The sequence below is a fragment of the Protofrankia sp. Cas4 genome, from assembly GCF_963555915.1.
Classification (GTDB): domain Bacteria; phylum Actinomycetota; class Actinomycetes; order Frankiales; family Frankiaceae; genus Protofrankia.
Window position 1 is genome coordinate 22685 of record NZ_CAUVXL010000241.1, and the last position, 14358, is coordinate 37042.

Consider the following 14358-nt stretch of genomic DNA (forward strand, 5'->3'; position numbering starts at 1 on the left):
GAAACATCAGGCAAGCGGTTCACAAAATGACAGCATCTCGCCGGTCGCCCTCCGAGGCCAGCGGATGGCTCGGGAAACCGAACCATCAGCAGACCTCGGTGAAGACGGCCCTACGCAAGACATCCGCGACTGTCTCGTGGCTGTACGGGCGTCTGTTCTCCTGGCTTACCGGGAACCCCGACGCCGCTCGGATCGAGCATTTCATCAGGGATCAGAGCAGAGCGGCCATGGCGCACGCCGGGCTCTCGGTGCTCGGCGCGACGGCCCTGGCCATGGCCCCGTTCGCAATTCGCGACCTGATTGACGACTGGCTGCTCCAGCTACGGACGAGCGGAATACTTCTCCCCGTTCTCCTCATTCTCGGCGCTTTTGTGCTCAGCGCCGTCGTAGCCACCCTGCAGTACATACTGATCGGCTACCTCAGCGAACGGCTGGCCTGCCGGATCCGCCACGACCTGCACGAGCACGCTGTTTCCCTGCCGTTCCCCCGCTTCATGCGGACCCGGCACGGGGACGTCGTCGCCCTCTTCACCATTGATACGGCCAAGGTACAGATCGCCGGCGCCGTCTGTCTGCCGGCCGTCGCGACGATGGCGGTCGAACTCGTCGTCGCAGGTGTGGTGGCCTTCCTGCTGGAGTGGCGGCTCGCGTTCGCGGTTGCCGCTATCGGTGTGATTCCCTTCATCCTGCTGCGGCGCATTCGCGCACGCGTCCGGGAGATCAGCCGGGTGGAAGCCGAGCGGCACACCCGGATGGTCGATCACGTCATCGAGCTGACCGGGCCGGCGGGAGCGCTGCACCTGCGTGCGTTCCGTGCGCAGGGCGTCGGCCAGGAGGAGTTCGAACGACTGGACTCCGCCATCGCGACAGCGCTCCGCACCCGTGTCCAGGTGTTCGCCCGTCTGCAGCTCACCTCCGCGGGCAGCTCGGTGCTGACGACCATGACCGCGATCGGGCTCGGGGTATGGCTCTCCCTGGAACAGATAATGACGGCCGGCACCTTCGTGGCCTTCCTCAGCGTGCTGCTGCTGGCCTTTCGTTCAATCACCGGATTCGCGGACCTGCGCACCCGGTTGTTTGACGGCGAGTCCTCCCTCGTTCGCATTCTGGCTTTCCTTGACATTCCACTGGATCTCCCTCGCGTTACGGACCGCAGCAACGTTCGGCCACTGGCTATGATCGATCGACCGCGGCCACCGGAAGAAACCGTGTCGCAAGCCGAACCGGTGGTGTCAGAACCGGCGAGCGTTCCCCGTCCACCCGTTCACGGCGATCTCGTCCTGGCGAACGTCTCGTACTCCTATGCCCCGGACATGCCGGTACCCACCTGGGCCGTCCGCTCAGTGGACATCGTCGTGCGCAAAAGCGAGATGGTTGCCGTCGTCGGATTCAGCGGCGCGGGCAAAACGACGCTCTGCTACCTCGCGAGCGGCCTGCTCACACCCACCGCCGGGCGGGTTCTGCTGGGCGGGCGGGACGTCGCGGAACTCACCGCCGAACAGGCGCGAGCCGCGGTCGGCTTTGTCTCCCAGGAAGCGTTCACCCAACGCCGCACCATCGCCGAGAACCTCAGGTTCGGGAATCCGTCGGCGACCGCGGACGAACTCTGGGCCGCACTCGAGGCGACCGGTCTCGTCTCCCTCGTCCGGTCCCTGCCGGACGGGATCCACACCCCACTCGGGTGCGACGGCTATGAGATCTCCGGTGGGGAACGACAGCGGCTGGCCATCGCCCGGGTCCTGGTCCAGAACCCGCGGACGATCATCCTCGACGAAGCCACGTCAAACCTGGACGCGCTGACCGAGGAAAAGCTCCGGACGTCGTTCGAACGTCTTCTCGCCGATCGCAGCTGTCTGATCGTCGCCCATCGGATGACGATGACCGTCGCCGCCGACCGTATCTACGTGATGGAAAAGGGCACCGTGGTGGAGGCCGGCCCGCATGACCGGCTGGTCACAACCGGTGGAATCTACGCCCAGCTGAGCCGTGGCCGGCTGGGGCGGATGCCCAGACGAGAAAACGGCCACGGCGCGCCCCGGACCGTAGGCTGACCGGCGGCCCATCCACGCTGGCCCATCCACGCTGGCCCATCCACGCTGGCACGACAAGCGGCCCGTGTGATCGTGTCCCTGCGGACATGACCACACGGGCCGCTTGTCGGTCGTGGCGGGCCGGAACCCACACCAGCGGTTCCCGGGAACCCGGATAGGCCTGGACGGCCACCCGGGTTCCCTACGCTGCCTACCGGTACTCGCGCTGCCTACCGGTACTCGCTTCCTACCGGTACTCCCCGCCTGTACTGCGGTAGTCGAAGTCATCCAAAGGCACGGCCTGACCACTACCGGTACCGAACGCTCCGTACTCGACGGTCGCGCCCTCCTCGTAGCCACCACCCACCGAGTACATGGACGCCCGCGCCTCCTCGGTCGGCTCGACCCGGATGTTGCGGTACCGGGAGATGCCGGTACCCGCCGGGATGAGCTTGCCGATGATGACGTTCTCCTTCAGCCCGACCAGCGAGTCCGACCGGGCGTTGATCGCCGCATCGGTGAGCACCCGCGTGGTCTCCTGGAAGGATGCCGCCGACAGCCACGACTCGGTCGCGAGCGAGGCCTTGGTGATGCCCATGAGGACCGGACGGGCCGATGCCGGCTGGCCGCCGGACTCGACCACCCGACGGTTCTCCTCTTCGAAACGCGCCCGCTCGACCAGCTCACCGGGCAGGAGCGTGGTCTCGCCCGACTCCAGCACGTTCACCCGCTTGAGCATCTGGCGGATGATGATTTCAATGTGCTTGTCGTGGATGGACACACCCTGCGAGCGGTACACCTCCTGGACCTGGTCGACCAGGTGCAGCTGCACCTGGCGCGGGCCGAGGATGCGCAGCACCTCGTGCGGGTCGACGGCGCCGTCGACGATCTTCTGGCCAACTCCGATGTGTTGGCCTTCCTCGACCTTCAGACGCGAACGACGCGACACCGGGTAGGCGATCTCCTCGCCACCGTCGTCGGGCACAACGACGATCTTGAGCGTCTTCTCGGTCTCCTCGATGCGCACCCGGCCGGCGACCTCGCTGATCGGAGCCTTGCCCTTGGGGGAACGGGCCTCGAAGAGCTCGACCACACGCGGTAGACCCTGAGTGATGTCGTCACCGGTGGCGACGCCACCGCTGTGGAAGGTACGCATGGTCAGCTGGGTGCCCGGCTCGCCGATCGACTGGGCCGCCACGATACCCACGGCCTCGCCGACGTCCACGAGCTTTCCGGTCGCCAGCGACCGGCCGTAGCACTGTGCGCACACACCCATCCGAGCGGCGCAGGTGAGCGCGGAGCGCACCTTCACCGATTCGATGCCGGCATCGATGATCTGCCCGATGACCACATCGCCGAGGTCGGTGCCGGCGGGCACCACAACATCGCCCGCGGCGTTCACCGCATCGGATGCGAGCGTCCGCGCGTAGGCCGCGGTCTCGGCGTAACGGTCACGGACGAGCGCTCCGTCCGCTCCCTTGCGGGCGATACGAGTGCCGATGCCGCGCTCGGTGCCGCAGTCGTCCTCGCGGACGATGACATCCTGGCTGACGTCGACCAGCCGCCGTGTCAGATACCCTGAGTCAGCGGTTCGCAGCGCCGTGTCGGCCAGACCCTTACGGGCGCCGTGCGTGGAGATGAAGTACTCCACCACGCTCAGGCCCTCACGGAAGTTGGCCTTGATCGGGCGCGGGATGATCTCACCCTTCGGGTTGGCGACCAGCCCACGCATGCCGGCGAGCTGCCGGATCTGCATCATGTTTCCGGCGGCCCCGGAGTTGACCAGCACCGCGACCGGGTTGGTCGGCGGGAAGTTCGCCTCCATCGCCTCGGCGACCTTGCCAGTCGCCTCGTTCCAGATCTGCACGAGTTCGCCACGGCGCTCGTCGTCGGACAGGAAGCCCCGGTCGAACTGCTTCTGCACCCGCTCCGCGCGCTGCTCGTACTCGTCGAGAATCTGCTTCTTGTTCGGCGGCGCAACGACGTCCTCGATCGCCACGGTCACCCCGGACCGGGTGGCCCAGTAGAAGCCGGCGCTCTTGAGCGCATCCAGCGTGGCGGCCACCTGGATCTTCGGGTAGCGCTCGGCCAGGTCGTTGACGATCACGGCCTGGGCCTTCTTGTTCACCATGTAGTTGAGGAACGGGTACCCCACCGGAAGCGCCTCGTTGAGCAGGCAGCGACCGAACGTGGTCTCCAGCGTGAACGGTTCACCGCTGACCCAGTCCGACGGCGGAGTCCAGTCGAGCGGCGGGGTGGTGTCGCGCAGCCGAACCTTGATCTTCGCCTGCAGTGCGATCTCCCGCGCGTCAAAGGCCATCTGCGCCTCGGCCACGCTGGAGAACGCCCTACCCTCGCCGATCGCGCCCTCGGCCAGCCGGCTGAGGTGGAACACCCCGGTGACCATGTCAAGGCTCGGCATGGCCAGTGGACGCCCGGATGCCGGCGACAGGATGTTGTTGCTCGACAGCATCAGGATGCGCGCCTCGGCCTGCGCCTCCGCGGACAGCGGCAGGTGCACAGCCATCTGGTCACCGTCGAAGTCCGCGTTGAACGCGGTGCAGACCAGCGGGTGAATCTGGATGGCCTTGCCTTCGACCAGCTGTGGCTCGAACGCCTGGATACCGAGCCGGTGCAGGGTCGGTGCCCGGTTGAGTAGCACCGGATGCTCGGTGATGACCTCTTCGAGCACATCCCAGACGACCGGACGGGCCCGCTCCACCATCCGCTTGGCAGACTTGATGTTCTGCGCGTGGTTGAGATCGACCAGCCGCTTCATCACGAACGGCTTGAACAGTTCGAGCGCCATCTGCTTGGGCAGACCGCACTGGTGCAGCTTCAGCTGCGGCCCGACGACGATGACAGAACGGCCGGAGTAGTCGACCCGCTTACCGAGCAGGTTCTGGCGGAAGCGCCCCTGCTTGCCCTTGAGCATGTCCGACAACGACTTGAGCGGGCGGTTACCCGGGCCGGTGACCGGCCGGCCACGGCGGCCGTTGTCGAACAGCGCGTCGACGGCCTCCTGCAGCATCCGCTTCTCGTTGTTGACGATGATCTCAGGGGCGCCGAGGTCGAGCAGCCTCTTGAGTCGGTTGTTACGGTTGATCACCCGACGGTAGAGGTCGTTGAGGTCGGATGTCGCGAACCGACCACCGTCGAGCTGCACCATCGGGCGCAGGTCCGGCGGAATGACCGGAACGCAGTCGAGCACCATCCCGTTCGGGGAGTTGCGGGTGTTCAGGAACGCCGAGACCACCTTGAGACGCTTCAGCGCCCGGGCCTTCTTCTGCCCCTTGCCACTGCGGATCGTCTCCCGCAGTGATTCGGCCTCCGCGGCCAGGTCGAAGTCGACGAGCCTGCGCTGCAGTGCCTCGGCACCCATGCCGCCTTCGAAGTACTGCCCGAAGCGGTCCCGCAGTTCGCGGTAGAGCAGCTCGTCCGGCTCGAGATCCTGGACCTTCATGCCCTTGAAGCGGTCGAACACCCGCCCAAGATCATCAATCTTGCGCTGGACGCGGTCGCGGATCTGGCGCATCTCGCGCTCAGCCGCCTCCCGGACCTTGCGCCGGGCGTCGCCCTTGGCGCCCTCGGCCTCCAGCTGCGCGAGGTCCGCCTCAAGCTTCTTCTGCCGCGTCTCGACGTCGGCGTTCTTCTTGTCCTCGAGATGCTGCTTCTCCACCGAGATCCGCGCCTCGAGGGTGGGCAGGTCGCGGTGGCGCGCCTCGACGTCCACATTGGTAATCATGTACGCGGCGAAGTAGATGACCTTTTCAAGGTCCTTCGGCGCAAGGTCGAGCAGGTAGCCGAGCCGGCTCGGCACACCCTTGAAGTACCAGATGTGGGTTACCGGCGCGGCCAGCTCGATGTGACCCATCCGCTCACGACGCACCTTGGCCCGAGTGACCTCGACACCGCAGCGCTCACAGATGATGCCCTTGAAGCGAACGCGCTTGTACTTGCCGCAGTAGCACTCCCAGTCCCGGGTCGGACCGAAGATCTTCTCGCAGAAGAGTCCGTCCTTTTCCGGCTTCAGGGTGCGGTAGTTGATTGTCTCCGGCTTCTTGACCTCACCGTGTGACCACTGGCGGATGTCGTCTGCCGTGGCGAGGCCGATGCGCAGCTCGTCGAAGAAGTTGACGTCGAGCACGTGTCTTCTCTCTCTGCCGTCTGGCTGCCCCCCCATCGCCGGCGGGCATTGCGAGTAATGGCGGCGACGGGGGGCTTCTGCCGTCAGTTATTCCAAGGTCGGCGGGACGCCGGGAAACGATCAGTGCATCCGGGCTACCGGACGCCGTGACCCGGCGGGTTTCTGATCACCAACTGCGAGTCACGACCACTGGTAGCACCGTCGATCCTCACGGCCGGCGGTCATCAGGTTCCCTTGGGGGCCTGCGGGCGCGCAGGTGGAGCCATGCTTGCGCGCCCCTCGGCCGACTAGTCGTCAGACCTCCTCAACGCTGCTCGGCTCACGCCGGGACAGATCGATACCGAGCTCTTCCGCGGCACGGAAGACATCCTCATCGGTGTCGCGCATTTCAATGGAGAGACCGTCACTGGAGAGAACCTCCACGTTCAGACACAGTGACTGCATTTCCTTGATGAGGACCTTGAAGGACTCCGGAATGCCGGGTTCGGGAATGTTCTCACCCTTGACGATGGCCTCGTAGACCTTGACACGGCCCAGGACGTCGTCGGACTTGATGGTCAGCAGCTCCTGGAGGGCGTAGGCGGCGCCGTACGCTTCCAGCGCCCACACCTCCATCTCACCGAAGCGCTGTCCACCGAACTGCGCCTTACCACCCAGCGGCTGTTGTGTGATCATGGAGTACGGGCCGGTCGACCGTGCGTGGATCTTGTCGTCGACCAGGTGCAGCAACTTGAGGATGTAGATGTAGCCGACCGCCACCGGGTACGGATACGGCTCGCCCGTCCGGCCGTCGAAGAGCCGCGCCTTGCCGCTGGAGCCGATCAGCCGGTCACCGTCACGGTTGGCCAGCGTCGAGGCGAGCAGACCGGTGATCTCCTCTTCCCGAGCGCCGTCGAACACCGGCGTCGCCACGTTGGTGTCGGGCGGGGCCTGATGCGCGCCGATACCACGCAGGCGCTCTTTCCAGTCCTCGACGCCGTCGTCAACCTGCCAGCCGGTCTTGGCCACCCAACCGAGATGGGTCTCCAGGATCTGGCCGATGTTCATACGGCGTGGCACACCGTGCGGGTTGAGCACGACGTCCACCGGAGTGCCGTCCGAGAGGAACGGCATGTCCTCGGCAGGAAGGATCTTCGCGATGACGCCCTTGTTTCCGTGCCGGCCGGCCAGCTTGTCACCATCGGTGATCTTGCGCTTCTGGGCGACGTACACCCGGACGAGCTCGTTCACCCCGGGCGGCAACTCGTCGCCGTCCTCGCGAGCGAAGACCCGGACCCCGATGACCTTGCCGGACTCGCCGTGCGGCACCTTCAGCGAGGTGTCGCGGACCTCCCGGGCCTTCTCACCGAAGATCGCGCGTAGCAGCCGCTCCTCCGGGGTCAGCTCGGTCTCGCCCTTCGGCGTGACCTTCCCGACCAGCACGTCACCGGGCGAGACCTCAGCGCCGATCCGGATGATCCCGCGCTCATCGAGGTCGGCCAGGACCTCCTCGGCGACGTTCGGGATGTCCCGGGTGATCTCCTCGGGGCCGAGCTTGGTGTCACGGGCGTCGACCTCGTGCTCCTCGATGTGGATCGAGGACAGCACGTCGTCCTGGACGAGCCGCTGGGAGAGGATGATCGCGTCCTCGTAGTTGTGCCCCTCCCAGGGCATGAACGCCACCAGGAGGTTCTTGCCCAGCGCCATCTCGCCGTTGTCGGTGCACGGGCCGTCCGCGATGACCTGACCGGCCAGGACGCGGTCGCCCTCGTCGACGATCGGCTTCTGGTTGATGCACGTCCCCTGGTTGGACCGGCGGAACTTCGCCATCCGATAGGTACGCCGGGTACCGTCGTCGTGCATCACGGTGATGTAGTCGGCGGACAGATCCTCCACAACGCCGGACTGTGTGCAGACGACCACGTCGCCGGCATCCTTGGCCGCGCGGGCCTCCATGCCGGTACCGACCAGCGGCGCCTCGCTGCGCAGCAGCGGGACGGACTGGCGCTGCATGTTCGAGCCCATCAGGGCGCGGTTGGCGTCGTCGTGCTCAAGGAACGGGATCATGGCTGTGGCCACCGACACCATCTGGCGCGGCGAGACGTCCATGTAGTCGACCTCGTCCGGCGGGATGAACTCAACCTCGCCGCCCTTGCGGCGCACCAGGACGCGGTGCTCGGCGAACGAACCGTCGCCGGTCAGCGGCGCGTTCGCCTGCGCGATGACGTGCCTGTCCTCCTCGTCCGCGGTGAGGTAGTCGATCTTGTCTGTAACCCGACCGGCCACGACCTTGCGATAGGGCGTCTCGACGAAGCCGAACGGGTTGACCCGCGCGAACGTCGACAGCGAACCGATCAGACCGATGTTCGGGCCTTCCGGCGTCTCGATCGGGCACATCCGGCCATAGTGGCTGGGGTGGACGTCGCGGACCTCGAAGCCGGCCCGTTCCCGGGACAGACCACCGGGGCCTAGCGCGGACAGGCGCCGCTTGTGGGTAAGGCCCGCCAACGGGTTGGTCTGGTCCATGAACTGGGACAACTGGCTGGTGCCGAAGAACTCCTTGATGGAGGCGACGACCGGCCGGATGTTGATGAGCGTCTGGGGAGTGATCGCCTCGACGTCCTGGGTGGTCATCCGTTCCCGGACGACCCGCTCCATCCGGGCGAGACCGAGCCGCACCTGATTCTGGATCAGCTCGCCGACCGTACGCAACCGACGGTTACCGAAGTGGTCGATGTCATCCACGTCATATGACTTGTCCTTGCCCGCATGCAGCTGCACGACATATTCGATCGTGCGGACGACGTCATCCTCGGTGAGCACGCCCACGTCGTGCGGGACGTCGACGCCGAGCTTCTTGTTCACCTTGTAGCGGCCGACCTTCGCCAGGTCGTAACGCTTCGGGTTGAAGAAGAGGTTCTCCAGCAGCGTCTGGGCCGACTCGCGTGTCGGCGGCTCACCCGGCCGGAGCTTGCGGTAAATGTCGAGCAGCGCGTCGTCCTGGCTGGATGTGTGGTCCTTTTCCAGCGTCACTCGCATCGACGGAAAATCACCGAAGCGCTCGAGGATGCGCGCCTCGTCCCAACCGAGTGCCTTGAGCAGCACGGTCACCGACTGGCGGCGCTTGCGGTCGATACGCACACCGACGGTGTCCCGCTTGTCGACCTCGAACTCCAGCCAGGCGCCCCGGGACGGGATGACCTTGCAAGAGAACAGGTCCTTGTCCGACACCTTGTCGATGGTCTTCTCGAAGTACACACCGGGCGAACGCACGAGCTGGCTGACGACAACCCGCTCGGTCCCGTTGATGACAAAGGTGCCCTTCGGAGTCATGAGCGGAAAGTCGCCCATGAACACCGTCTGGCTCTTGATCTCACCGGTGTTGTTGTTGGTGAACTCGGCCGTCACGAACATCGGGGCCGAGTACGTCATATCCTTGTCCTTGCACTCCTCGACGGAGTACTTCGGCGGTTCGAAACGGTGGTCGCGGAACGACAGTGACATCGAACCCGAGAAGTCTTCGATAGGAGAAATCTCCTCGAAGACCTCTTCGAGACCCGACGTGACGGGTACGTCGTCACGACCGGCGTCGATGGCTTCCTGGACCCGTTCCGCCCACGCCTCATTGCCGATCAGCCAGTCAAAGGACTGGGTCTGCAGGGCGAGAAGATCGGGGACCTCGAGAGGTTCGATGATCTTTGCGAACGAGATGCGGGAGGAGTTAGGCGAGGCGGCCAAGGTGGTCCTTCCGGTGGCCTGATCGTCGGGCTGGCGGTGCTCATGCGTCCTTGGGCCGCCGACAACGCGATCATGATTCTTCTCACGTTGCCCTCGGCCTCCTCGAACAATCCGGCGAAGGGTGGTCGGGTGATCAGTGTCTCGCTACGGTTGTGCGGAGTGTCGGCGGGGGTAGTCCAACGGAACGCGCTGCTGCCCCACGGTGCGGGCAGACGCGACACGGTGCGGGCAGACGCGACACGGGCGTCGACGAGTAGTCCGTCACGACATCTTCCGAAGGAGGACACCTGTGTGGGAGGGTCATCCCAGGCTGGCGACGCGGCGGCGGTTCGGTGGCAGGTTGCGGTCAACGGTCTCGCTCGGATTACCTCGGTCCTTACGTCTGGACGGCCGCGCCACGGGACGCGGTTGCGCGCGGGGCCGGATCGTCGCGTACCCGAAGGAAACGCAAGCGCACGACGAAAGGGCAGCCCAAACGAGCAGTGTAGCCGATGGCCGCACTGCTGGCAAGGCTGCTCGACAGGTATGTCTCACCGCTTCCCGATGATGGAACTCCGTCCCGGGTGAGGTCGTCAACCCCAACCGGAAGACCGCATGCCGCACCCTAACAACATGGCACCGCAGCAGCTCACCGTAACAGCCACGGAACTGGCGTGGCACCGCGCACTCGGCCGACGACAGACTCCCGAGGGCCGGCCTTACCAGCGGCCTGCCGGAGGGGCCCCGGCAACCGGTCGGACCGCCGTTGCCCGCCTTGTCCGTTGACGAGCGGCGGCCCGACCGATCAGTGCCTACTTGACGGTGACCCCGTCGCTACTTGACGGTGACCGTCGCCCCGGCACCCTCAAGCGCGGCCTTGGCCTTCTCCGCGGCTTCCTTGGTGGCCTTCTCCAGGACCGGCTTCGGTGCGCCGTCGACGAGGTCCTTGGCCTCCTTCAGGCCCAGACTGGTCAGCGCGCGGACCTCCTTGATGACCTGGATCTTCTTGTCGCCCACAGCGGTGAGGATGACGTCGAACTCGTCCTGCTCCTCGACGACCGGCGTCTCAGCGGCCGAACCGGCACCGCCGGCAACGGCGATCGCGACCGGGGCTGCCGCGGTCACCCCGAAGGTGTCCTCGAACTGCTTCACAAACTCCGACAGCTCCAGCAGCGTCATTTCCTTGAACGCGTCCAGCAGCTCGACGGTCGACAGCTTCGCCATCGTGGCGGTCCTTCCGGTTGTGATGGCACGCCGCCCGTGGCGGGTACCGGGAACTGGTTTGGAGTATCTGGTGTAGGGCTGGACGGACAGCTCTATTCGGCGCTCGGCGCCGCCGCGGCCGGTCCGTCTGTGGCCGGTCCGTCTGTGGCCGGTCCGTCTGTGGCCGACGCCTGCGGCAGGGGGGCTTCGGACGCGGGCAGCTCGGCCTCCCGCTTGGCACGCAATGCCTCGGCCAGGCGAGCCGCCTGGGACAGCGGCGCCGCGAACAGGCGGACCGCCTGGGCCAGCGACCCGTTCAGCGCACCGGCGAGCTTGGCGAGCAGCACCTCGCGGGACTCGAGATCGGCGAGCTTGCGGATGTCGTCTGCCGACATCGACCGGCCCTCGACGACCCCACCCTTGACGATCAGGGCGGGATTGGCGCGGGCGAAGTCACGCAGGCTCTTGGCCGCCTCGACCGGGTCGCCGGTGACGAACGCGACCGCTGTCGGGCCGACCAGGAGTTCGTCCAGACCCGTGACGCCCGCCTGCGCGGCGGCAATCCTGGTCAGGGTGTTCTTCACCACGGCGTACTCGGTGCCCTCGCCCAGCGAACGGCGTAGCTCGGTGAGCTGGCTCACCGTCAACCCGCGGTACTCGGTGAGTACCGCCGCGGACGCGCCCCGGAACGAGTCTACGATCTCTGTTACCGCGGCGACCTTTTCCGGCTTCGCCATCGGGCTCCTTCATGGGGTCTGGCCAGTCACCCGAAAGATGCCGGATAACGACAAACGCCCCGGCGCAGGCGCACGGGGCTGAAGTACCGGGGAGTACGCGGCTAGCCGCCAGCCCCGGGGCAACGCTCCCTCACCTGCGCGGGCCGCCCGGTCATGCCGGACCTTCGGTCGCCCCGGAACGGGACGACGACCAGCGGTCTTCGGTTTGGTTCTTGTCAGATAGTACACGCAACGACCAGACACGGACCGACGGGCCGCCAAGCGGCTACCACGAAGGTCCGGGTGTCCGGAGCCCCGAACACCCGGAGCCCCGGATCGCGACCCGCCGGAAAGATCAGACCGTGGCATCCTCGAGAAGGTTACGGGTACGGCTGGGATCGACCGGGATTCCCGGACCCATCGTCGTCGTCAACGTGATCTTCCTCAGATAGCGACCCTTGGACGCCGACGGCTTCACCCGGACGATCTCGTCCAACGCGACACCGTAGTTCTCGATCAACTGCTCATCGGTGAAAGCGGTCTTTCCGATCACGATATGCAGGTTGCCCTGCTTGTCCACCCGAAAGTTGATCTTTCCGCCCTTGATGTCGCGGACGGCCTTGGCGATGTCAAGGGTGACGGTTCCGGTCTTGGGGTTCGGCATGAGTCCGCGTGGCCCCAGGATCCGGGCGATACGGCCGACCTTCGCCATCTGGTCGGGCGTCGCGACCGTCGCGTCGAAGTCCAGGAATCCTTCCTGGATCCGCTGCACGAGATCGTCGCTGCCGACGATATCCGCACCCGCCGCGGCGGCCTCGTCAGCCTTCTCGCCGACGGCGAAAACCGCAACCCGCGGGGACTTGCCGGTTCCGTGCGGCAGGTTCACGGTGCCGCGGACCATCTGGTCGGCCTTGCGCGGATCGACACCCAGGCGCAGCGCGACCTCGACCGTCGCGGCGTACTTGGTGGTGGACGTCTCCCGGGCCAGCGCAACGGCCTCCAGCGGCGTGTACAGGCGGTCCGCTTCGATCTTCTCGAAGGCGGCCCGGTATGCCTTGCTGCGCTTCATGTGTGTCTCCTTGTGGTCATGGCGGGCAGCCCGGACGGGCGCCCTCCCACAGTCGTTCCGGCCTTGGCGGTCAGCCGCTGACGGTTATGCCCATGGACCGCGCGGTCCCGGCAATGATCTTCTCGGCGGCGTCCAGGGTGGTCGCATTGAGGTCGGGCAGCTTGGTCTGGGCGATCTGGCGGATCTGCTCCGCGGTGAGGTTCGCCACCTTGGTGCGGTGCGGAACACCGCTGCCCTTCTCGATTCCGGCGGCCTTGAGGATGAGCCGTGCCGCCGGCGGGGTCTTGGTGACAAAGGTGAAGGAACGGTCGTCGTACACGGTGATCTCGACCGGGACGACATTCCCACGCTGTGACTCGGTGGCCGCGTTGTACTGCTTGCAGAACTCCATGATGTTGACGCCGTGCTGGCCGAGCGCCGGGCCCACCGGAGGTGCGGGTGTCGCCACACCGGCGTTGATCTGGAGTTTGATGACGGCCGAGATCTTCTTCTTGGGAGGCATGGTGTCGTTTCTCTCTGGGTTTCCTGGGGTCTCCGTCGGCGCAAAAAGTGCGGTGACCGCGCCGCCGTCAGCCGGCTAACGCATCGCCGGGCTGGTTGGAACCTCCGGCGGCGCGAGCACGCACATGATCGCTCCACCATCGGCCATCGGGCAGATCAGATCTTCGCAACCTGGTTGAACTGGAGCTCGACCGGGGTTTCGCGGCCGAAGATGGACACCAGCACCTTGAGCCGCTGTGCATCGAGGTTGATCTCACTGATGGTCGCGGGCAGGGTCGCGAACGGGCCGTCCATGACGGTCACCGACTCCCCGACCTCGAACTCCTGCACCCGGACCGTCTCGGCCTTCTTCTCGGGCGGTGCCGGAGGCGCGAGAATCGAAACAACCTCCTCCGTCCGCAACGGCGACGGCTTGTTGGTCAGGCCGACGAAGCCGGTCACCCCGGGAGTGTTCCGAACGGCCGACCACGACTGGTCGGTGAGGTCCATACGGACATAGATGTAGCCCGGATACTTCTTCTGCTGAACCAGCTGCCGTTTGCCGTTCTTGATGACCGGGACCTCCTCGGTCGGCACCTCGATCTGGAAGATGTACTCCTCCATGTTGAGGCTGGAGATCCGAGTCTCGAGGTTCGTCTTCACCTTGTTCTCATAGCCGGCATATGAATGAATGACGTACCAGTCTCCGGGCGCGTCCGCCAGCGCCCGCCGGACGTCGTCATCATCGTCCTCGTCGTCCTCGTCGAAGGCGGGCTGGTCGACATCCGGGGCGGCCGTGGCGAGATAGCCGGGGTCGGTGTCGGTGCCAGTGGAGCCGTCGCCGCCCTCGCCGTCCTGCGGCAGGGCGCCGGCTTCCGTGCTTGCCACCTCGTCGTGCGCCAGTGCCGCCAGCGGGTTGAGACCGTCGAGAGCCTCCCCCTGTTCGGAGGAGACGTGCTCGGGAACCTGGGACACGCGGACGTTCCTTCTCTCTTGACCGTGCTCTGTGAGCTGTGC

8 protein-coding genes are annotated in these 14358 nt (G+C 66.0%); 1 reads left to right on the forward strand and 7 read right to left on the reverse strand.

What is annotated here, in order from left to right; all coding sequences use genetic code 11:
* Window positions 1-98: 98 nt before the first annotated feature.
* Entirely contained in the window at window positions 99-2051 is a 1953-nt protein-coding gene (locus U9979_RS21800) for an ABC transporter ATP-binding protein (protein ID WP_322780791.1), read from the forward strand.
* A 226-nt stretch (window positions 2052-2277) separates the two neighbouring features.
* On the opposite strand, the gene U9979_RS21805 is transcribed toward U9979_RS21800, so the two are convergent.
* The 7 genes from U9979_RS21805 to nusG form a co-directional block, all read right to left on the reverse strand.
* A complete protein-coding gene (locus U9979_RS21805; protein WP_322780792.1) occupies window positions 2278-6177 on the reverse strand; it encodes a DNA-directed RNA polymerase subunit beta' in 3900 nt (1299 codons plus the stop codon).
* Window positions 6178-6471: 294 nt separating this feature from the next.
* Window positions 6472-9894 (reverse strand): DNA-directed RNA polymerase subunit beta, encoded by a 3423-nt coding sequence (gene rpoB / locus U9979_RS21810; RefSeq protein ID WP_322780793.1) that lies wholly within the window; start codon window positions 9892-9894, stop codon window positions 6472-6474.
* Between the two features lie 813 nt (window positions 9895-10707).
* Entirely contained in the window at window positions 10708-11097 is a 390-nt protein-coding gene (gene rplL / locus U9979_RS21815) for a 50S ribosomal protein L7/L12 (protein WP_416210088.1), read from the reverse strand.
* A gap of 92 nt (window positions 11098-11189) precedes the next feature.
* Complete coding sequence (rplJ, locus tag U9979_RS21820; protein WP_322780794.1) at window positions 11190-11813, reverse strand: 50S ribosomal protein L10; 624 nt, start codon at window positions 11811-11813, stop codon at window positions 11190-11192.
* Between the two features lie 334 nt (window positions 11814-12147).
* A complete protein-coding gene (rplA, locus tag U9979_RS21825) occupies window positions 12148-12861 on the reverse strand; it encodes a 50S ribosomal protein L1 (RefSeq protein ID WP_322747910.1) in 714 nt (237 codons plus the stop codon).
* Between the two features lie 70 nt (window positions 12862-12931).
* Complete coding sequence (gene rplK, locus U9979_RS21830) at window positions 12932-13363, reverse strand: 50S ribosomal protein L11 (RefSeq protein ID WP_322747909.1); 432 nt, start codon at window positions 13361-13363, stop codon at window positions 12932-12934.
* Between the two features lie 155 nt (window positions 13364-13518).
* On the reverse strand, window positions 13519-14316 hold the full coding sequence (gene nusG / locus U9979_RS21835) for a transcription termination/antitermination protein NusG (RefSeq protein ID WP_322747908.1): 798 nt from the start codon (window positions 14314-14316) through the stop codon (window positions 13519-13521).
* Window positions 14317-14358: the final 42 nt, after the last annotated feature.